The sequence below is a fragment of the Flavobacterium taihuense genome (genome assembly GCF_019351435.1).
GTDB lineage: Bacteria > Bacteroidota > Bacteroidia > Flavobacteriales > Flavobacteriaceae > Flavobacterium > Flavobacterium taihuense.
In genome coordinates, this window is record NZ_JAHWYN010000003.1 from 123,787 (window position 1) to 143,881 (window position 20,095).

14 protein-coding genes and 2 tRNA genes are annotated in these 20,095 nt (G+C 35.1%); 8 read left to right on the forward strand and 8 right to left on the reverse strand.

The genetic code is table 11. From position 1 onward, the window contains the following. Positions 1-64: 64 nt before the first annotated feature. Both KZH69_RS03970 and sppA read right to left on the reverse strand, forming a co-directional pair. On the reverse strand, positions 65-2,659 hold the full coding sequence (locus tag KZH69_RS03970; RefSeq protein ID WP_219316167.1) for an AsmA-like C-terminal region-containing protein: 2,595 nt from the start codon (positions 2,657-2,659) through the stop codon (positions 65-67). A 219-nt stretch (positions 2,660-2,878) separates the two neighbouring features. Then, positions 2,879-4,636 (reverse strand): signal peptide peptidase SppA, encoded by a 1,758-nt coding sequence (sppA, locus tag KZH69_RS03975; RefSeq protein ID WP_219316168.1) that lies wholly within the window; start codon positions 4,634-4,636, stop codon positions 2,879-2,881. Positions 4,637-4,763: 127 nt separating this feature from the next. Between sppA and folK the strand changes: the two genes are divergently transcribed. Next, positions 4,764-5,900, forward strand: coding sequence for a 2-amino-4-hydroxy-6-hydroxymethyldihydropteridine diphosphokinase (folK, locus tag KZH69_RS03980; RefSeq protein WP_219316169.1), 1,137 nt, complete (start codon positions 4,764-4,766; stop codon positions 5,898-5,900). A 1-nt stretch (position 5,901) separates the two neighbouring features. Here the strand turns inward: folK and KZH69_RS03985 are convergent, their stop codons facing one another. From KZH69_RS03985 to KZH69_RS03995, 3 genes are all read right to left on the reverse strand, one after another. Further along, positions 5,902-7,989: a T9SS type B sorting domain-containing protein gene (locus tag KZH69_RS03985; protein WP_219316170.1), complete on the reverse strand. Its 2,088-nt coding sequence runs from the start codon at positions 7,987-7,989 to the stop codon at positions 5,902-5,904. A 162-nt stretch (positions 7,990-8,151) separates the two neighbouring features. Beyond that, a complete protein-coding gene (locus KZH69_RS03990; RefSeq protein ID WP_219316171.1) occupies positions 8,152-8,682 on the reverse strand; it encodes an RNA methyltransferase in 531 nt (176 codons plus the stop codon). Positions 8,683-8,755: 73 nt separating this feature from the next. Beyond that, positions 8,756-9,220 (reverse strand): DUF1573 domain-containing protein, encoded by a 465-nt coding sequence (locus KZH69_RS03995; RefSeq protein WP_219316172.1) that lies wholly within the window; start codon positions 9,218-9,220, stop codon positions 8,756-8,758. 153 nt (positions 9,221-9,373) lie between these two features. On the opposite strand from KZH69_RS03995, the gene mutS reads away from it, so the two are divergent. The 4 genes from mutS (at position 9,374) to KZH69_RS04015 (ending at position 12,802) form a co-directional block, all read left to right on the forward strand. Beyond that, positions 9,374-11,980: a DNA mismatch repair protein MutS gene (gene mutS, locus KZH69_RS04000; RefSeq protein WP_219316173.1), complete on the forward strand. Its 2,607-nt coding sequence runs from the start codon at positions 9,374-9,376 to the stop codon at positions 11,978-11,980. A 191-nt stretch (positions 11,981-12,171) separates the two neighbouring features. Continuing rightward, positions 12,172-12,244: transfer RNA gene (locus KZH69_RS04005), tRNA-Gly, on the forward strand. Between the two features lie 15 nt (positions 12,245-12,259). Then, positions 12,260-12,345: transfer RNA gene (locus tag KZH69_RS04010), tRNA-Leu, on the forward strand. 109 nt (positions 12,346-12,454) lie between these two features. Continuing rightward, a complete protein-coding gene (locus tag KZH69_RS04015) occupies positions 12,455-12,802 on the forward strand; it encodes a YegP family protein (protein WP_219316174.1) in 348 nt (115 codons plus the stop codon). Positions 12,803-12,934: 132 nt separating this feature from the next. Here KZH69_RS04015 and KZH69_RS04020 read toward each other — a convergent pair whose 3' ends face one another. Continuing rightward, a complete protein-coding gene (locus KZH69_RS04020) occupies positions 12,935-13,135 on the reverse strand; it encodes a hypothetical protein (RefSeq protein WP_219316175.1) in 201 nt (66 codons plus the stop codon). A gap of 232 nt (positions 13,136-13,367) precedes the next feature. Next, positions 13,368-14,609, reverse strand: a complete 1,242-nt coding sequence (locus tag KZH69_RS04025; protein WP_219316176.1) for a 3-deoxy-D-manno-octulosonic acid transferase — start codon at positions 14,607-14,609, stop codon at positions 13,368-13,370. A gap of 180 nt (positions 14,610-14,789) precedes the next feature. Here KZH69_RS04025 and KZH69_RS04030 point away from each other — a divergent pair, with 180 nt between their 5' ends. Next, positions 14,790-15,920, forward strand: coding sequence for a DegT/DnrJ/EryC1/StrS family aminotransferase (locus KZH69_RS04030; RefSeq protein WP_219316177.1), 1,131 nt, complete (start codon positions 14,790-14,792; stop codon positions 15,918-15,920). Positions 15,921-15,966: 46 nt separating this feature from the next. Then, the gene (gene galE / locus KZH69_RS04035; RefSeq protein WP_219316178.1) at positions 15,967-16,980 is read left to right on the forward strand and encodes a UDP-glucose 4-epimerase GalE; all 1,014 of its coding nucleotides are present in this window, start codon (positions 15,967-15,969) and stop codon (positions 16,978-16,980) included. 260 nt (positions 16,981-17,240) lie between these two features. On the opposite strand, the gene fabD is transcribed toward galE, so the two are convergent. Further along, the gene (gene fabD / locus KZH69_RS04040; RefSeq protein ID WP_219316179.1) at positions 17,241-18,113 is read right to left on the reverse strand and encodes an ACP S-malonyltransferase; all 873 of its coding nucleotides are present in this window, start codon (positions 18,111-18,113) and stop codon (positions 17,241-17,243) included. 508 nt (positions 18,114-18,621) lie between these two features. Here fabD and KZH69_RS04045 point away from each other — a divergent pair. Continuing rightward, entirely contained in the window at positions 18,622-20,088 is a 1,467-nt protein-coding gene (locus tag KZH69_RS04045; protein ID WP_219316180.1) for a glycoside hydrolase family 130 protein, read from the forward strand. Positions 20,089-20,095 lie beyond the last annotated feature (7 nt).

The following is a 20,095-nucleotide window of genomic DNA, read 5'->3' on the forward strand; positions in this document are numbered from 1 at the left end:
TTCTAAGTCACTAATTTTGTAGAAATCTTAGTGACTTAGAATCTTAGAAACTCTGAAGCTTGTATTAAGGTGTTTTTTTCTTAAACAAACCGTTGATTAAACTGCTCGCTTTCTGTTTAATGTCTTCTTTTTGGGCATTGGTTTTAGTTGTATCAGTACCAGGTTTTGTGTTGGTATTTAGGTATTTATCCAATGCTGAAGTTCCCTTTTTAAGTAATTTATCCGATTGTTGTTTGGCTAATTGCATCGTCAAATTGGTCATTACCGCTTTCATATCGGATGAGATTTTTGGATTGCTGAATGTTCCAGCCATTAATGCTGTTACTGGAATGTTATCAAATTTGGCAGCATCAGCTGGTGACATTTTCGAGATATAGGCATTGGCTTCTTTGCCTAGGTATTTGGCAGGAACATTAAATTTGATGTTGTAGTCCATGTTTTGGTCAAAGCCATGAGTACCGCCTACGACTGCTTTTATGTCTTGGTATTTTATTTCAAATGGTTTTACATTTACTTTCCCGTCTTTAAAGGTAAGAGCCGCTTTGATATCGTTAAGATTCACTTTGCTTAAATCGATAAATTTTAAATTGGAGCTCAATGCCTTTAACATTGTTGAATTTTCTGCATTGATAGTGGTCGAAAGCAATTGCCCAATCAAATCACCCGAAAGTGTTTTTAAATCAGGAGTCATTTCGGTAGCATCCAGATTTCCGTTCAATTTGATGGTTGTGTTAATTTTTCCGTTTACGATTCCCGCTATTGGAGCAATTTTTTTTAGCATATCCAATTGAGTGAAACTTTGTTGAATGTCAACTTGGTTCAAATTAAGGTTCATGTCAAAAACGGGTGTTTTTCCTTTTGTGGAAACAGCGCCACTCGCGCCAATTGTTCCTCCAAAAATAGATGTTTTTACATTTTCTAAAGTAACTTTTTCGTCTTTGATAATCATTTTACCCGAAACCGCTTTTAGGGTTAAGTTATCGTACAAAACTGTATTGGCTTTTGCGTTAAGCGTACAATTCAAAAAAGCAGGGATTTTCAACGGCTCAGATTTCTTAGTTTTTTGGGTTTCCGCAGCTGCAGCGACTGGAGCAGCAGTGGTTGTCATAAAATCGCTAATTGCCAATTGATTGGAAGTCAAATTAAAATTCCCTTTTAGTTCTTGTTTTCTAAACATAAAACCATAAAAGTTATCCAAAACTCCCGTTACGCTTAGGTCGCTTTTTCCGGTTTTGGCATTAAATTGCTTCAAATGCACCTGGCTTGGGTTAAATTGTACCAAAGCTGAACTTATGGTCATGTTTTTGCCATTGGCATCAGCATAATTAAATCCTGTTAAACCGATTGTTCCTGCATTATTAATATTTTGATATTGACTTTTTTCTACCGATGCCATATCAAATTTGGTCGTTACGTTGGCTTTCAAAATTCCGGTAAGTGGCTTGTCCATTTTTATAGGATAGGCTTTAGAAAGATTGGCTAAATTAATCGTTCCTTTTAAGGCTGCGTCTACCAATGCATTGGTGCTGATGTTTTTTATATTGGCTTTGGCATCAAAAACGTCTTGGTCTATCCTAAAAGAGAGTCTGTCAAGATTAACATAGGTGTCATTCATTAAACCTGTTTCATTTACGATTTTAGTATCGATTACAATACTTTGAACTGATTTTGGTAAGTTCGGATATTGAAAAGAACCATTGTTTGAACTTATTTCGATATTAAATTTTGGAATGGTTGTGTCAGTAAGCATACCTTTGGCAAAACCTTTTACGGTAAAATCTCCCGTAGTTTTTACGCCTTCTAAGCTCGAAGAATAAGCAGCAGGAATTAGTCCCAAAAAGTTCTTGAAAGAGGAAGTTGGTGTTTTAAATTTCAAATCATACACCTGTCCTGCATCGACCATTTGTATAAAACCATCAAATTCTAAAGGCAATTGATTGATCAGCGCTTTGTTTTCTTTAAAAGTGTATTTACTTTTGTCTAAATCAATTCCTAAAACGGCATCGAGTGATAAAGCAACATTCTTCATATAGTTGATTTTACCCATGTCTAAGGATATTTTAGCAGTCGATTTGGTGTCCAAATCTAATTTTGAAGCATTAAAATCGCCTGTTCCTTCGTGGTTCAAACTGTCGATGACCATTCGTATTTGTGAAGATTCATCAAAGTATTGGAACTTGAAATTCTCAACTTGATATTTCTGAATTTTCAAAAGCATAGGCTCACTTTTTTTGTCCTCTTTGGGTTTGTTGTCTTTCAATGCAATGTCAAAATTCCCAATTCCATCTTTATTGAAAATAATGTTGATGTAACCGTTTTTGGAAGTGATTCCTTCAATTTCCATGGCTTCTCCTTTGCCCTTAAATAATTCTTTGATGGACATATTCAAATTTAATTCACCCAAAGAAACCAACGTGTCACCTTCAAAAGGAGCTTTATTGATAATCAATAATTTGTCCAAAGTAACAGTTGCTTTTGGGAAATTTTTGAATAAGCTCAAGTCAGCATCTGCAAAGGAAACTTTGGCATCCACTTTTTCGTTGATGGCTTCTGTAATTTTAGCTTTTATTTGATCTTTAAAGAAATACGGAATAGCAAATAAGGAAGCTACAAGTACAACCAATACAATTCCAACGATTTTTAAAATTTTCTTTAGCATATAGGTTAGGTAAAATGGGTTATTATTTACAAAAATAAGGGTTTATTCATTAGTTTTTTTGTAAAATTATAGTACGAAGGTAATATTTGTTTTTTTAATGGAATATGGTATCACCATTCTTTAGTCTTATTTTATGATTTTGAAATGATGATGATACATAAAAAGAAACCCTTTCAATTGTTTAGTCTGAAAGGGCTTCTTCTTTGTTGTCTGAAAAAATTATTGAATGTTTATTTCAAAAGGCATTCTGGCTTGAATCCCTTTTTGAAGTTGAACTTTTTTAATTTGTTGTAAAATAAAATAGTTTTCTTCTCCCAATTCTTCTTTGATTAATGCTTCTTTAGATTTGGCAAAAGGAAGTTTGGCTAAGATATCACTAAAATCTTTTTGATATTCTGGGAAGTTTTGGGTGGAGTAGTCTTTGATTTTGGCTAATGAAGCGGCTTCTGTTAAAGCGTCATTTAAATTTCCAATCTTATCTACCAATCCAATTCTTTTAGCTTCTGTACCGGTCCAAACGCGACCTTGAGCAATAGAATCTACTTGCGCAAATGTCATTTTTCTTCCTTCTGCAACATGAGTTACAAATGTTTTATAAACGCGTTCTACACCTTCAAGAGTTATGCCTTTGAATTTTTCGTTCAAAGGGACAAATGGACTGTACCTGGCGTTTTCATTTGTCATTATTTGCTCTGTATGGATTCCTATTTTGGTGGACAATTGGCTAAAGTTGGGTAAAATTCCAAAAACTCCAATTGAACCTGTTATGGTGTTTCTTTCAGCAAAAATGGTATTGGCATTACATGCAATATAATACCCTCCCGAAGCGGCATAATTTCCCATTGACACTACCACTGGTTTTGTTTTCTTGGTCAATTCGATTTCTCTCCAAATTAAATCAGATGTTAATGCATTTCCTCCAGGGCTGTCTATGCGAAGCACGATTGCTTTGATATCTTTATTTTTTCTGGCTTCTTGAAATGAACGACGCATAGAACCTTCTCCAATAACATTAACATCACCTTCTCCGCTCTGAATTTCACCTTGAGCGTAAATCACCGCTATTTGATTATCTGTGTCTGAGAGGATAGACGTAGTCGCTATTTTTTGTGCATAATCTGTCATTGATACTTTGTTATAGTCTTCATCTTTTGTGACTTTCAAAGCTTTTTTGATCGCATCATGATAGACATCTTCATACGCAACAATGTCAATCAGTTTATTGGCTTTGGCCATTTCTGGCGTGCGAGCCAATAAACCAGTTGCGATTTCGTTTAATCGAGCAGTAGATATATGACGGCTTTCCGAAATATCGGCTATGACTGAACTCCAAACGGAGTTTAATAAAGCGGTAGTTTGTTCTCTATTGGCGTCACTCATTTTGTTTTCAAGAAAAGGCTCAACGGCACTTTTATATTTTCCGTGACGAATAACTTCCATTTTTATTCCTGATTTTTCCTGTAAATCCTTAAAGAACATTATTTCAGTGGATAATCCCTTAAAATCAAGATCTCCAGCTGGATTCAAGTAAATAGTGTTGGCAACGGAGTTTAAATAATAATCTCTTTGCGTGTAATTATTGGCATAAGCCATTACAAATTTCCCTGATTTTTTAAAGTCATTCAAAGCTTCTCTCAATTCTTTGCTTTGAGCCAATCCCAATGATGAATCTTCGTTCAAAATTGAGATTCCTTTAATGTCGCTGTCTGTTTTTGCGGCAGCAATTGCATTAATGATGTCTGTAAGGCCAATACTTTTTTTCTCAGAAAAGATATCCATCCAAGGATCTTTATATTTTCCGGCATAATCATTGGAGATGTTTTCTAAGTTCAATTCGATAACTGAATTATTTTTTACTTCAATTCCTTCGGATTCTTCTCCAAAAAGTGTACCTATAAGTATTATCCCAAAGAAGAGCAACATGAAAAAAACAAAAATACCAATAATGGTAGCCATTACATTTCCTAAAAATCTCATATATTATTTTTTTTTAATAAGTAGCAAAAAGTGTTGTTTTGTTACAGTTTTAGTGTAAAAATAAATCGCAACACGATGCGCAAATATACTGCTATTCTAAAATTCTTTTACTTAATTTGTGCCTAATATGAAATCACAACATCAAGTCATTTTATCTCTAGGAAGCAATCAAGGCAATCGGTTGAAAAACATCGAATTATGTTTTGAATTGATTCATTATGAAATTGGTACTATTGTAAAAGTCTCTAAATTATATGAAACGCCCTCGTGGGGTTTCGAAAGTGAAGCGTTTTATAATTGTGCTTTAGTTTTGCATACTACTAAAACAGCAGAACAAGTTTTAGAACAAGTTTTAGAAGTTGAAAAAAAACTAGGTCGTATTCGTAGCGAAGGCGGAGGTTATCAATCTCGAATTATTGATATCGATTTGATTGCTTTTGATGATGAAATTCTAAATTTTGAGCATCTTCAAATTCCGCACCCTTTAATGCAAGACAGGAAATTTGTTTTATTGCCTTTTCAAGATTTGAATGTCGATTGGCAGCATCCTATTTTAAAAAAATCCATTTCAGAATTGATTCAAATTTCTCCAGATGACAGTGTTTGTGAAGTCGTTCAAAATTTAGAAAGTCCTTTGGATAAAATAATTTTAAATCAATATAATTACATTGCGATAGAAGGTAATATTGGAGCTGGTAAATCGACGTTGGCACTAAAAATGGCTGAAGATTTTAATGCTAAAACCGTTTTGGAGCGTTTTGCCGATAATCCATTTTTGCCTAAATTTTATGAAGATCAGAGCCGTTATGCTTTTTCATTAGAAATGTCTTTTCTGGCTGATAGGTATCAACAGTTGTCAGATGATTTGTCGCAATTTGATTTATTCAAAGATTTTATTATTGCCGATTATCATATTTTTAAATCATTATTGTTTTCTAAGATTACATTGGAAGAAGATGAGTTTCGTTTGTATAGAACGCTATTCGATATTATTTATAAAGAAATGCCAAAGCCTGATTTGTATATTTATCTCTATCAAAATACAGATCGATTGTTGCAAAATATAAAGAATCGTGGAAGAAGTTATGAGCAAGATATTACGTCTGAGTATTTGGATAAAATAAATAAGGGATATTTGGAGTATATCAAAACCCAAACTGATTTGAATGTTTTGGTGATTGATGTTTCCGATCGAGACTTTGTAAATAAACAAGAAGATTATCTTTTTGTTTTAAATGAAATTAAAGAAAAGAGCAGCTTATAATTTACCTTTTCAAAGAAAAATGGCCTTTGACTTCGGGACTATCTTTGTCTAATTTTAATACATACCAATAATCAGTTGCGGGTAAAGGATTTTTATTAAAAGTTCCGTCCCAATTATTATTTCGGGCATTGAGTTGGGTAATTAGTTTTCCGTAACGGTCAAAAAGAGTAACTTCTGCCAATGGATAATTTATTAAACCTTTTACTTCCCACACATCATTGAAGCCATCATTATTTGGGGTGAAGAATTTAGGTGCAATTAATACAATAAATGGCTGGCTGTCGATGCTACATTGATTAATTTCTCGAACATAAGCAGTTTGTAACCCGCTGGGAGCATTCGTAAATACATTTGAACTTTGGTAATTAATTCCGTCTATTGAAAATTCAAAATAGGCCTCATTTTTTACCAGGTGTATTGTGATTGTTGTTTCTTCGACTTTTACTTCTTTTATTTCGGGTTTATTGTTTTCTTGAACCGTAATTGTTTTTTTGCTAGTACAGCTTTCAGGAGCTAGGCTGGTTATATCAACTGTGAAAACCCCTGTTGTTGAAACATCAATTGTTTGAGTAGTTTCATTTGTTGACCATAAATAACTCATATTTGGAATTGCCGCATCCAATGTAACTTTGCTTGAGTTGCATTTTTTTACTGTTTGGTTGCTAACAGGGGGTAGTGGGTAAACGACTAAATCAATTGGAACTTTTATGTTGTTCGTACAGCCATTATTTATGGCTTCGGCATAATAAGTTGTGTTTGAATCAATGTTAGGTGTGATATAGAATAATCCTGTATTTACAACGGATCCTCCAATTTGGGAATACCAATTTACTGTTCCGGCTGAAGGAGTGGCTGTTGCCGTAAATAATCCTGGTCCGCAGTTCGTTACAGGTGAATTTGTAGTTGTAATTGTAGGTGTGTCGATTATTTTGGCTTCTACAGCAGTCCTGCTGCTAGAACAACTTGTGGTAGCTGTTTCAACATAATAAGTGGTTGTAGTGCTTAAATTGGGTGTGATAAAACTAGGTCCCGTTCCTGTGTTAGTACCTCCAGTAGCAGCATCATACCAATTAATGGTTCCGGCTGTGGCTGTGGCAAAAAGTGTAATAGTTCCCGCATCACATCTTGATGCAGGGGTTGTACTTGTAATAGAGGCAATGGTCAAAGTTGTACTGGCTGAAAGTTGTAATATAGGATCTCCAGTTGTTCCACCATATTCTACAATGTATCCCTTGGGTTGGTAGTTGCCACTTACATCTCCAGCATTTGCTAAATCATTCCAAGAGCCCGCTATCCCAACTCCAGGTGCAGTGATGTGGGCATAATCTTCATCTCCTGCTTGATTAGGCTCTCCTGAATTCCAAAAGGCAAAATTGGGAGTTGATCCGTTCGAAAGTCCGTTCCAAAAAACAGTGCCAGCTTCAGGACCTGTTGCCCATTTCCAAACACCTTCTATTTCAGTGTCGGTACCTCCAATCCAGCCTGCACCAGGAGCTTGCTTCCCTGCTAATTGAGCTTCGTCAGCTGCAGTAAGTGTTGCTAGATAGCCTTTTAAGCCATAATAGGTTCTGATGTCTGCCGCTGCTCTTGCATTGGTCCAAGTAATTCCTAAGTTGGGTACATATTCATAATAATGACCGTTTCTAGGCAAATAATTGGCTTGTCCAATACTAATTGAAAAATTTCTTACACCTACAGGTGAAGGTGATGAATTGCTAAATTGTACGTCTTTTACAGCGTCTTCAAAATCGGCATACGTTACAGGGATTCCAGTCGGGCTTTTTAATGTTAATTTCCCTTCACTGGAATTCCAGCTACTTGTGACAGTGGGATGTAATAAGGAGTTGTTAAGCAATAATTGGTCTTGCCCATTGCTATAACCAGATGAAATTTGGATGTAAATAGCATCGGTAGTAGTGTCGTCAGGATCAGTAATGGTAATTGTAGTTGCAATGTTAACACTTGTTAAAGGACAATAGGTTTGATTTCCTGTAGCTGAAAGTACTGGTGCAATATTTGCTAAAGTTGGTATTGTTTTTTTTGATTTAAAGAATGCAGTCGAATATCCTTTTTTTGGTGGATAACTCATTAGATTTGCAAAACAATAACTGTGAATTGAAAGTGCAAAAAGCAATATTATGTTAATGGAGCATTTAATTTTCATTCTATAAAAATAAGCTTTTAAATCAAAACGCAAAAGTTTGTCTAGGAGTTTATTAGAGGAAAATAATAATTAATTACAAATTAACTTTTAATTGTTAAATTGTTTGAATAAATCCCAAACAACAATTCCAGCACTTACCGAAATATTCAGTGAATGTTTAGTTCCTAACTGGGGAATCTCAATACAACCATCACATAAGGTTACAGCTTCCTGAGCTACACCGTAGACTTCATTTCCAAAGATTAAAGCGTATTTTTCAGCGGTATCAACTTTAAAATCTTGAAGGAAAATAGAACTTTCTGCTTGCTCTATTGCGAGAGTAGTGATGTTTTCTTTTTTTAAATTTGTGATAACATCTAATACATTTTCATGGTGTTCCCAAGTTACCGTTTCGGTTGCGCCAAGAGCAGTTTTGTGGATTTCCTTATTTGGAGGTGTGGCCGTGATGCCACACAATATTATTTTTTCGATTAAAAATGCGTCGGCTGTTCTAAAAACAGATCCTATATTATGCAAACTGCGAATGTCATCTAGAACTAAAATCAAAGGTGTTTTCTCAGATTTCTTAAAATCTGCAATGGATTTTCTTTCCAGTTCACTGTTCTCTAGTTTTCTCATAGTTTTGATTGTGTTTTATAAAAAAAGCTTCCTTAAATTAGGAAGCCTTTTTTTATTGTATAAAAAAGTAATGTTAGCTTTTTGTTGCTGCAGGCGCAGCGTCTGGTAAAACAGTCCCTTTTATAGTAAGTGTTTTTGTAGGTTGTCCTTCAGCATTTGAAGTTACAGTAACTGTTTTTGTAAATGGACCAACTCTGTCGGTAGCGTATTTCACTCCAATAACTCCTTTTGCTCCTGGCGCAATTGGTTCTTTTGGTGTAGTAGGTACAGTACATCCACAAGATCCTTGCGTGTTTGTGATAATCAATGGTTTATTACCATTGTTAGTGAACACAAACTGACGGTTACCATCTGCATTGTGAGCTACAGTTCCATAATCAATTGTTTCATTTTCAAAAACCATTCCTGCACCATCTACTTTTGGTAATGCGGCAACTGCAGTTGTTTTCGCTTTTTTGCTCTTTTTTGAAGTATCTTGAGCGTTAGAAGTTGTTACCCCTAAAACAGTTAGCATAGCTAATAGAAATATTTTTTTCATAGTATTTTTTGAATTGTTTCACAAATTTATACAAATAAACAAAATTGTATTGTAAAATTTTCTTAAAAGTAATTTAATTTTTTGGGGCCTTAGTTTTTTGCAGTATAAAATTATAAATTCGCTGAGTTTTTTATTCATTCAAATACGATAATTTTGGCAGCAAAAGATAAGATAGTTAAAGAGACTCCATTAATGAAACAATACAACGAAATCAAAAGGAAATATCCTGATGCTTGCTTGTTGTTTCGTGTTGGGGATTTTTATGAAACTTTTGGAGAAGATGCCGTTCGGGCTTCAAAAATTCTTGGGATTACATTAACCAAAAGAGGCGCGGGCTCTGAGACCGAGACTGCACTTGCTGGTTTTCCACATCATTCTATCAATACCTATTTGCCAAAATTGGTAAAAGCTGGACTTCGAGTGGCGATTTGTGATCAATTGGAAGATCCTAAAATGACCAAAACCATCGTAAAACGTGGGGTTACAGAGCTTGTAACACCGGGAGTTTCTATGAATGATGAAGTTTTGCAATCCAAAACCAATAACTTTCTTGCTGCGGTTTATTTTGCCAATAAATCAATTGGAGTCTCCTTTTTGGATGTTTCTACGGGTGAATTTCTTACTGCTCAAGGAAATGCTGAATACATTGATAAACTGCTTCAAAACTTCAATCCGAGCGAGGTTCTGGTTCCTAAAAATAATAAAAGGGAGTTTCGTGAAATTTTCGGGGAGGATTTTCATAACTTCTACTTGGAAGATTGGGTCTTTAAGGAGGATTATGCTCTCGAAATATTAACCAAACATTTTCAAACCACTTCTTTAAAGGGATTTGGAATTGAGGAGTTAAGGGAGGGAATTATCGCTTCGGGTGCTATTCTTTATTATTTATCCGAAACACAGCATAACCGAGTACAGCATATTACTGCTATTCATCGAATTGCTGAGGATGCTTATGTTTGGATGGATCGATTTACTATAAGAAACCTCGAACTTTATCATAGTTACAATCCAAATGCTGTTACGTTGCTAGATGTGATTGATAAAACGCTTTCGCCAATGGGTGGTCGTTTGTTGAAACGCTGGTTAGCTTTGCCATTAAAGGATAGTAACAAAATAAAAAGCCGTCATCAAGTGGTCTCTTATTTAAAGGAAAATCAAGACAATTTAAAAAACATTCAAAATCAAATCAAGCAAATTTCGGATTTAGAACGTTTGATTTCGAAAATTGCTGCTGGTAAAGTTTCGCCACGTGAAGTGGTGTATTTGAAAGAGTCTCTAGATGCCATAATTCCGATTAAAACTTTAGCATTAGAGAGTCCGCAGGAAGCAGTCAAAGTAATTGGTGACAGTTTGCATAGTTGTGATTTATTACGTGAAAAGATAAAAACCACTTTAAATCAAGATGCTCCGGTGGCTGTAGCTAAAGGGAATGCTATCGCCAAAGGAATTAACGAGGAGCTGGATGATTTGCGTGCGATCTCTACTTCGGGGAAGCAGTTTTTGGAAGGGATTGAAAAAAGAGAATCAGAACGCACAGGTATTTCTTCTTTGAAAATATCGTTTAATAATGTTTTTGGATATTACATCGAAGTTAGAAATACTCATAAAGATAAAGTTCCTGCAGAATGGATTAGAAAGCAGACATTAGTTAGTGCAGAGCGCTATATTACTGAAGAACTAAAAGAATATGAAACTAAGATTCTAGGTGCAGAAGAGAAAATTCAGAAGATTGAGAACGATTTATTTGAACAATTAGTGAGTTGGGTGGCTACGTACATCAAACCTGTTCAGATGAATGCTAATTTGGTGGCACAATTGGATTGTTTGTGCTGTTTCACACAATTGGCTATTGAAAATAAATACGTTTGTCCAGAGATTGACGAAACATTCGAGTTAGAAATTAAAGATGGAAGACATCCCGTAATAGAAAAGCAATTGCCGGTTGGTGTTCCATATATTACCAATGATGTTTTCTTGGATCGAGAAACACAACAATTAATTATGATTACAGGACCTAATATGTCGGGTAAATCGGCAATATTACGGCAAACCGCTTTGATCGTTTTGCTGGCTCAAATGGGAAGTTTTGTGCCTGCCGAAAGTGTTCGAATGGGAATTGTGGATAAGATATTTACAAGGGTCGGAGCTTCGGATAATATTTCGATGGGAGAGTCTACTTTTATGGTCGAAATGAACGAAACAGCTTCTATTTTGAATAATATATCCGAACGAAGTTTGGTTTTACTTGATGAAATTGGGAGAGGGACGAGTACTTATGATGGGATTTCCATTGCTTGGGCTATTGCCGAGTTTTTGCATGAACATCCATCAAAACCTAAAACATTATTTGCAACGCATTACCATGAATTGAATGAGATGAGCGAGACAATGCCTCGAATTCAGAACTACAATGTTTCTGTTAAAGAATTAAAAGATACGGTGCTTTTTATTCGAAAATTAGTAAAAGGAGGAAGTGCGCATAGTTTTGGTATTCATGTAGCCAAAATGGCAGGAATGCCTCAGCTCGTTATTTCGAGAGCGCAAAAAATGTTGAAGAAATTAGAGAAAAACCATTCGAGCGATGTGTTGACTGGGATTAAGTCCGCCAAGGAAGAAATGCAAATGAGCTTCTTTAATCTGGACGATCCTTTGTTGGAAGAAATTAAAGAAGAGATTATTAATTTGGATATAAACGCCATTACGCCTGTAGAAGCATTGATGAAACTCAACGAGATTAAAAGAATGTTATCAAGGAAATGATTTTTATAGATTTAAAGTTTTCGTTGTCAGAACGTTAAATTTTATATCGATTTTTTTTCAAAAAAAGCCTTGCGTAATTGAATAAATATTCTAAATTTGCAACCGCAAACAAGTTCAACGAACTCCTCTGACAACTAAAGTTAGGTGAGTTAATACGAAATGAGAATTGCGGTTCTTTTTAGAATTGAAATGCGAAAATAGCTCAGTTGGTAGAGCGCGACCTTGCCAAGGTCGAGGTCGCGGGTTCGAGCCCCGTTTTTCGCTCTAACACCACATAATGCTCGGATGGTGAAATTGGTAGACACGCTGGACTTAAAATCCAGTGAACAGCAATGTTCGTGCGGGTTCAAGTCCCGCTCTGAGTACAAGAAAGCTTCAAACTATGTTTGAGGCTTTTTTTATTTATGGAATATCATGTCGGATTTTTTTTAAGTTTAAAATCTATAATCTAACTTCTTAAATCTACAATCTAAAATGGGTGCTTTTGTAATAAGTAAAAGATTCGATGATCAGTACAAGTTTGTTTTTACCTCGAGAAAAGGGAAAGTAATTTTCACAAGCTTGAGTTATGAGTTAAAGTTTGAATGTGAAGCGGGTATTGAGTATTTTAAAACTAATGTGGATCTGGCTAAATTTGATAAATGCAAATCGGCAGGAGGTAAGTATTTTTTTAAACTTTTTTTGGATGGAGCTCCGTTTGCGATAAGCAGAAAATACACTACTGAGTTGAGGGTTCAGAAGGGGATTGATGAAATTGTGAAATATGCGTCAGTATCCGAGATTTTGGATTTTTCGGATAATGATTTGATTTTTTTAGATTAAATCTTTGTATAAAAAAAGACCATTTCGAAATTTTTCGAAATGGTCTTTTTTTATGAATTTATTTGATAAAAAATAAATTCATAAAAAAAGCTGCATAAAATGCAGCTTATTTTTTTCTAGTGTAATTTGAAATTACTTAGCTGGAGCAGCAGCAGGAGCAGCAGCAGCAGAATCAACAGCTACAGCAGCAGTATCAGCAACAACAGCAGCAGTATCAGCAACAACAGCAGTAGAATCTACAGCTACAGTTTCTTCAGCAGGTGCGTCAGCTTTTTTACAAGATACAACAGTTAATACAGCAACAACAGCTAAACTTAAAAATACTTTTTTCATCTTAATTTAATATAAAGGTTAATTATTAATTCGTGGCAAAGATATAAAATTTTTAATACGTAAAATATTTTTTCATTTATTTTTTAAAAATAATTTTCAATCAGGTGATTAGCTTTTTCTTTTATGAAATATAAAATACGTAAATACTTACTGTTGTTAAAATATTCTGATATTTTATATACTATTGTGTTTGTTTTTTAGAAGGGTTTAAATAGAATTGGCTTATTTGTTTTTAATCTCTTTTGTGAGTTATTTGCGCTAAAATATTATTTGTGGCTCCTTTGTTTTTTTGTACAAAACTATAGCAAATTTCTCCTGTTTTTTGTCTTATGTCAGGATCTTGTATCAATTTAGAAAATGCTTGTTGAAGTTCTGTTGTGTTGTTTATGGAAAGGCAACCTTCAATATTGACCAGATTGATTGCTTCATCAAAATGGGTGTAATTGGGACCAATTATTATAGGGATGCCGAAAGTTGCCGGTTCTAGTAGGTTGTGTACTCCAGGGTTTCCAAAGCCGCCACCTACATATGCGATATCGGCATAGCTGTAAATTTTGGTTAATAAGCCAATGGTGTCTATGATGAAGACTTCGTATTGCGATAAATCTTTGTTTTCTTTTTCTGAAAACAATACTATTTGTTTGTTAATGCTACTTTGTAATTGCTGAATTTGTTCTGGTTTTATATTGTGTGGAGCAATAATGAATTTTACATCGAGTGCGCAAGAATTGATGTACTCAACAAGTAATGCTTCGTCTTTTGGCCACGAACTTCCTATCACGATTGTTGTTTTATTGTCTTTAAACTGGGCTATAAAGTCCAGAGTGTTGTCTTTCTCTAAGATGGTAGCCACTCTGTCGAAACGGGTGTCGCCGGAAACACTAACGTTGGTTTTTCCTAGCTCTATGATTAGTTTTCTTGAGTTCTCATTTTGAACAAAAAAATAAGTAAAGGTGTCTAGTGCTTTTCTATAAAATCTGCCATACCATTTAAAGAACAATTGTTTTTTCCTGAAAATTCCCGAAATCAAATAAGTAGGAATGTTTTGTTTATGTAGTTGATCCAGATAATTTATCCAAAATTCATATTTAATAAAGAAAGCGAGGTCTGGATGTACTAGTTTTAAAAACAGTTTGGCATTTTTTGGTGTGTCCAAAGGCAGATAAACGGTTATGTCGGCTACAGTATTGTTTTTTCTAACTTCATAACCAGAAGGAGAAAAAAAGGTTACTATAATTTTATGAGTTGGATAGGTGACTTTGATTTTTTCTATTACAGGTAATCCTTGCTCATACTCACCTAGAGAAGCAGCATGGAACCAGATGGTTTGATCTTTTGGTGATATTTTATTTTTCAAAATTGTGAAAACATCTTTTCTGCCGTCAACAAAAAGTTTCATCTTTGGGCTAAAAAACGCTATGATTTTTAATGAAAATTGGGCAAATAAAATGGCTAAATTATAAAGAAAATGCATTGGTATTTTTTTTTGTAAAAATACATTTTCTTTATGTTATTTTGATTGGTTTAAACTCATTAAATAACTATTTTTGTTGTGCTTGTTTGGAGGGCTAAATTGCAGTGAAATTTGATCTTGAGACAAGTTTACTTCTATTAATTGTTCCTGTGAAAGGCATAGGATGCTAAAAAAGATTACATGAAAAAAATACAAATGGTTGACTTAAGAAGTCAATACGATAAAATCGCAGCAACTGTAAATGCTTCGATTCAGGAAGTTTTGGATACCAATGCTTATATTAATGGACCTCAAGTTCATGCATTTCAAAAATCATTAGAAGAATATTTAGATGTTAAGCATGTAATTCCTTGTGCCAACGGAACAGATGCCTTGCAGATTGCCATGATGGGATTGGATTTAAAGCCTGGCGACGAAGTTATTACAGCCGATTTTACTTTTGCAGCTACTGTTGAAGTGATTGCGTTGTTGCAATTAACGCCTGTCTTGGTAGATGTGGATATGGTGAATATGAATATTTCTATTGAGGCTATCAAAAAAGCGATTACACCAAAAACCAAAGCGATTGTACCGGTTCACTTATTTGGACGAGCTGCAAATATGGAAGCTATTATGGCTATTGCAAAAGAACATAATTTGTATGTAATTGAAGATAATGCGCAAGCTATCGGAGCGAATTGTAAATTCTCGGATGGGACTAAAAAGAAAGCGGGAACAATAGGTCATGTATCTTCTACTTCTTTTTTTCCGTCAAAAAATTTAGGATGTTATGGTGATGGCGGCGCTATTTTTACCAATGATGATGCTTTGGCACACAAACTGCGCGGTATCGTAAATCACGGAATGTACGAACGTTATCATCATGATGTAGTAGGCGTGAATTCTCGTTTGGACAGTATTCAAGCCGCTGTGCTTAATGCTAAATTACCTTTTTTAGATGAATATGGAAAAGCAAGACAAAAAGCTGCTAGAAAATATACTGCTGCTTTTGAAGGGCACAAAAATATTGTTGCTCCTAGTATTTGCGATAATTGTGATTGCCATGTTTTTCACCAATATACATTGCGAATTATTGGGGCTAATAGAGACGGGTTAATGCAACATTTACTGGACAAAGGAATTCCATGTGCTATATATTACCCGATTCCATTGCATTCGCAAAAAGCGTATTTGGATGTGCGTTACAAAGAGGAAGATTTTCCAGTAACGAATCAATTGGTAAAAGAAGTAATTTCATTACCGATGCATACAGAGCTTGATGATGATCAAATTAAATTTATAACGGACAGTGTTTTAGAATATTTAAAATAATTTCCATAAAGACGCTATTTATAGCGTCTTTTTTATAATAACAAACATGAAGATACTAGTAACAGGAGGTTTAGGTTTTATTGGGTCGCATACTGTAGTCGAATTGCAAAAAGAAGGTTTTGAAGTTGTGATTATTGATAATCTTTCCAATTCATCAGAAGATGTTTTAAAAGGAATTGTTGCGATTACAGGGAAAATGCCAATATTCGAAAATTTGGATTTACGTGAGAAAAAAAGTGTACAAGAATTTTTCAAAAAACACAATGATGTTAATGGTGTTATCCATTTTGCTGCTTCCAAAGCAGTAGGCGAGAGTGTCGAAAATCCGTTGCTGTATTATGAAAACAACTTAGGGGCATTGGTTTATATTCTTCAGGAATTGGAGAAAAAGCCAGAAGCCAATTTTATTTTTAGTTCGTCTTGCACGGTTTATGGCCAAGCCGAAAAAATGCCAATCACAGAGAACGCACCCGTACAGCAACCGATGTCTCCTTATGGGAATACCAAGAAAATTGGAGAAGAAATTATTATTGATGTAGCTAAAGTAACCAAAATCAACGCTATTTTATTGCGTTATTTCAATCCGATTGGGTCGCATCCTTCTGCCGAAATAGGAGAATTACCATTAGGTATTCCTCAAAATTTAGTGCCTTTTATAACACAAACCGGTTTAGGTTTACGCAACGTATTATCTGTTTTTGGAGATGATTATCCTACTCCTGATGGAACCTGTATTCGTGATTACATACACGTAGTCGATTTGGCGAAAGCCCACGTAATAGCTTTGCAACGTTTGTTGAACAAAAAGAATCTGGATAAGGTAGAAACATTTAATCTTGGAACTGGAACTGGAAGTTCTGTTCTGGAAGTAATACGCAGTTTCGAAAAAGTGAGTGGTAAAAAACTTCCTTATAAAATCGTTCCCCGCAGAGAAGGTGATATTACCGAAGCTTATGCTAATACCGACAAAGCTAATAATGTATTAGGATGGAAAGCGCAATCAACCTTAGATGAGGCCATGGCCGGCGCCTGGAAATGGGAGCAGAAGATTAGAGGTTAGATTTCGGATTTCAGGTGGCAGAAAGCAGATTATAGTTACTGGATTTAAGAATATAAAATCCCAAGTCATTTTTATAATGATTTGGGATTTTTTGTTTTTAAAGTATTATTGTGCGGTGCCGGTAGAGATGAACAGTTTGTGCATCTCTACAAGACAAAAACAAAAATCCCCACAAACATCAGTTCATGGGGGTTCTCTTTTGTGATCTATTTTTCTGACTGCAATCTGTTTTCTACCACCTGAAAACTGCAGTCTAAAATTTATGCATTCGCCGTAACCGCTTCTTTATCAATTTTTCCAATCAAACCGGCTAATACTTTTCCTGGACCTACTTCGGTAAATAAAGTAGCGCCATCTGCAATCATTTGTTGTACCGATTGCGTCCAACGTACTGGAGCTGTCAATTGAATGATTAAGTTTTTCTTGATCTCGTTTGCATCAGAAACCGCTGTTGCTGTTACATTTTGATACACAGGGCAAATAGGAGTAGAGAATGTAGTCGCTTCAATAGCAGCAGCCAGTTCTTCTCTTGCAGGTTCCATCATTGGTGAGTGAAAAGCTCCTCCAACAGGTAATAATAAGGCACGTTTGGCGCCAGCAGCTTTCATTGCTTCACAAGCTTTTTCTACCGCACTAGTTTCTCCCGAAATTACCAATTGTCCGGGACAGTTATAGTTGGCGGCCACTACAACACCGTCAATTGATGCGCAAACTTCTTCTACAATATTGTCCGCCAATCCTAAAACGGCAGCCATAGTCGATGGTGTGATTTCGCATGCTTTTTGCATTGCCAAAGCACGTTGTGAAACTAATTTTAATCCGTCTTCAAAAGATAAAGCGCCATTAGCTACTAATGCCGAAAATTCACCCAAAGAGTGTCCTGCTACCATTTCTGGTTTAAAATTCTCTAAGGTTTTGGCTAAAATTACTGAGTGTAAAAAAACAGCGGGTTGGGTAACTTTAGTTTCTTTTAATTGTTCTGCAGTGCCTTCAAACATAATGTCGGTAATGCGAAAACCTAGAATTTCATTTGCTTTTTCGAATAATTCCTTTGCTAATGGAGAGTTTTCATATAAGTCTTTGCCCATTCCCGTGAATTGTGCGCCTTGACCTGGAAATACGTATGCTTTCATCTGTTGTTTTTTAAGTTTAACCCCTCACTATTATTCGGGGTACTATTTTAGTTTTTTTCAGACTGCAAAAATACTACTTTTTTTAGGAGCAGCAATTTTTTGCTTATCAAGAACAGTTGTCCTGCTGTCATTCCAATCTTTTTGCCCCGTCTCGTCTTTAAGGACGAGACGGGGCAAAAAGGATTTTCCCTTCCATCAGGGCTAAATGAGATTATTTTATTTTTTATAAGATTAAAGCTTTTAAAATGGTTGTAATATGATAATTATCATGTACTTAAGTGGTTTTTTATTTGTAAATTTGAATGTGTTTGATTTAATTTTTTAGATATATGGCTATTCTTAAATAACACAACTATTTGGCCAATATTAATAGAAAAACACAAGTCCCCAATTTTATTCAATGAGGTTGAACTTCATTAGAATAACATATAGGCATAATAACTAAAATGCCTTCCTACTACAACCAAAAGTCGTTTGCTTATTTGTATCATAATTAAATAATAATTTTATGAAAGTATCTGTTACACGAAAAAATGTAAAGTTTTTGCCTGATTCTAGCAGAGTTGTTGCTAGATATTTTAATAGTGGAGAACAACGAACCAAAGAGTTGATCGGTCGGATATTGGTGATGAGTAATTATGATGTTAATCATACTTTAGAACAAATAAACAGAGGATTTGCAAGAAGGCACCGGAATATTTCGGCAATATTTTATAGTCATTTCAACAATATTAAACCTATAATCGCAGAAATGCAAATCAACGAAGCTGATTTAACAGAAGAGCGTAAACTTCTTATAGGTTCTTATCTTACTATGGAATACTCCATTGAATCGTCTGCTTTTTTTAATCCTTCAATGGTTGAGGACTTTGATCAATCAAGTTTGGAAAAAGGCGAAAAGAGGGTTGTTATTTCCTTTCGGGCTACAGGTGAGGGTCATGTTTCGTCTATCGTATTTAGAAGAGGAATTATAGATAAAGACAACAATCTAAGGATGATGCGAATTGGAGACGATATTGAAAAAGCAGAGGTTTTGCATAAAATGATGTACAATAAAAAACGGATTATGTCCAAATTAGCCGAAATGCATACATTGGATATTTATTCTTCCATAATGTGCGACTTTCCAGAAGTGTTTGACTATGAGGTATTGAAAAATGTTTTAACCGGAGAATTGGCAAATCCAAATACAAGTAAAGAAAAAAAAGAAGCATATGAAGAAGTGATTTGGTTATTGGACTCTTTTTATGATGTACAATTCAAACATGATTCGGATATATCCGAGCGAGTAATATTTCCAATTTCCGATACGGAAAGTCGAGGGATTGAAGATGCTCGTTTTGTCCGTTTTGTGGATGATGATGGTTCCGAAAGTGTAATGGGGACTTATACTGCTTATAACGGGCATTCCATACTTTCAAAATTAATTACCACCGAAGATTTTTATACGTTTCGTATTATGCCTTTGTATGGTGAAGGCTCACAAAGTAAAGGAATGGCATTATTTCCTAAAAAAATTAAAGGCAAATATGCCATGCTGGGGAGAATTGACGGGGTCAACAATTATCTCATGTATTCGGTACGTCCTAACGAATGGAAAAATCCTCAAATTATTCAACGCCCCGAATATCCGTGGGAATATACACAAATTGGAAATTGTGGATCACCTTTATGGACAGAAGAAGGTTGGCTCGTGATTACCCACGGAGTAGGAGCAATGAGACGGTATTGTGTAGGAGCGTCTTTATTTGATTTGGATGATCCTTCTAAGGAAATTGGGCGATTAGCAGAGCCTTTGCTTACCCCTTTAGAAGATGAAAGAGAAGGATATGTACCTAATGTGGTGTATTCCTGTGGCTCCATAATTCATAACAAAAGTCTTATACTACCGTATGCTGTATCGGATTATTCCTCTACGTATGCGGTAATTGATTTAGCTGAATTACTGGACGCCTTGAAAAACAGTAAACGATAGTAATGAT

Coding starts and splice junctions, on each gene's coding strand:
- KZH69_RS03990 (WP_219316171.1), bottom strand. CDS start 8,682: ATGAGAAAACTAGAGAACAGTGAACTGGAAAGAAAATCCATTGCAGAT.
- KZH69_RS04025 (WP_219316176.1), bottom strand. CDS start 14,609: ATGCATTTTCTTTATAATTTAGCCATTTTATTTGCCCAATTTTCATTA.
- KZH69_RS03995 (WP_219316172.1), bottom strand. CDS start 9,220: ATGAAAAAAATATTTCTATTAGCTATGCTAACTGTTTTAGGGGTAACA.
- KZH69_RS03970 (WP_219316167.1), bottom strand. CDS start 2,659: ATGCTAAAGAAAATTTTAAAAATCGTTGGAATTGTATTGGTTGTACTT.
- KZH69_RS04045 (WP_219316180.1), top strand. CDS start 18,622: ATGAAAGTATCTGTTACACGAAAAAATGTAAAGTTTTTGCCTGATTCT.
- KZH69_RS04020 (WP_219316175.1), bottom strand. CDS start 13,135: ATGAAAAAAGTATTTTTAAGTTTAGCTGTTGTTGCTGTATTAACTGTT.
- KZH69_RS03985 (WP_219316170.1), bottom strand. CDS start 7,989: ATGAGTTATCCACCAAAAAAAGGATATTCGACTGCATTCTTTAAATCA.
- sppA (WP_219316168.1), bottom strand. CDS start 4,636: ATGAGATTTTTAGGAAATGTAATGGCTACCATTATTGGTATTTTTGTT.
- fabD (WP_219316179.1), bottom strand. CDS start 18,113: ATGAAAGCATACGTATTTCCAGGTCAAGGCGCACAATTCACGGGAATG.
- galE (WP_219316178.1), top strand. CDS start 15,967: ATGAAGATACTAGTAACAGGAGGTTTAGGTTTTATTGGGTCGCATACT.
- KZH69_RS04015 (WP_219316174.1), top strand. CDS start 12,455: ATGGGTGCTTTTGTAATAAGTAAAAGATTCGATGATCAGTACAAGTTT.
- KZH69_RS04030 (WP_219316177.1), top strand. CDS start 14,790: ATGAAAAAAATACAAATGGTTGACTTAAGAAGTCAATACGATAAAATC.
- folK (WP_219316169.1), top strand. CDS start 4,764: ATGAAATCACAACATCAAGTCATTTTATCTCTAGGAAGCAATCAAGGC.